Genomic DNA, 995 nt, shown 5'->3' on the forward strand with positions numbered 1-995 from the left:
GACGCGGACACCTCGGGGCGCAGCGAATAATTGATGAAAGCCAGCGCGTTGTTCGGGTGCTTGGCATCCTTCGGAATGGCCAGCGTGTCAAAGAAGATCAGGCCGCCGGTGCTGGGCAACAGGGCCTCGACGTCATTGCCGCTCTTGTTTTCAAGGGCGCGGGCACGGGCGATGTTGATGTCGCCGGCCCAAGCCAGTGCCACGCAGGCCTTGCCGCCGGCCAGGTCGTCAATCATGGTGCTGGAGAACATGCGGATGTGCGGACGCACCTTGGCCAGCATTGCGGCCGCAGCCTTGTGGTCGGCCGGGTCGTTCGAATAGGCGTTTTTGCCCAGGTAATGCATGGCGGGCGGCAGCACTTCGGTTGGCGAGTCGAGGTAGGCAATACCGCAGGATTTGAGCTTGGCGGTGTAGACCGGGTTGAACACCAGGTCCCATGCGTTTTCAGGCATGGGGGTGGAGCCCAGCGCCTTCGTTACCTTGGCCTTGTTGATGCCAACCGTGGTGAAGCTCCAGGCCCAGGGGACGAGATAGGCGTTACCCGGGTCGATGGTGCCCAGCTTTTCCATGATGGCGGGGTCGAGGTTGCCGTAGTTGGCGACCTTGGACTTGTCGAGCTTGGCAAGCAGGCCGCCGTCGATTTGTGGTTTGGCGAATACGGCGCCCGGCACCACGATGTCGTAGCCGGTGTTCCCTGCCACCAGCTTGGCGTGCAGGGCTTCGTTGTTTTCAAAGGTCTGGTAGTTGACCTTGATGCCGGTTTCTTTTTCGAAGTTGGCGATCATGTCCTTGGCGACATAGTCAGGCCAGTTGTAGACATTGAGCACCTTTTCTTCGGCGGGGGCAGCGGCGGGTGCGCTTGCTGCGGGCGCCGGAGCAGCAGCGACAGGTGCCTCCTCTTTTTTACCGCAACCGGCCAGCATGGCTGCCAGGATGGTTGAAATCGCCAGATAGCCAAGATGCTTTTTCATAATGTCCGTAACTCCTCTTAAAAC

General features: G+C 60.0%; 1 protein-coding gene. It reads right to left on the minus strand.

Features of this window, described 5'->3' with window-relative positions; genetic code table 11:
* The coding region (locus tag AC1DWI_RS24395; protein WP_477726073.1) for an extracellular solute-binding protein at positions 1-971 on the minus strand (971 nt) is incomplete at its 3' end.
* Positions 972-995: the final 24 nt, after the last annotated feature.

The sequence above is a fragment of the Polaromonas sp. P3_C2 genome (assembly GCF_056402675.1).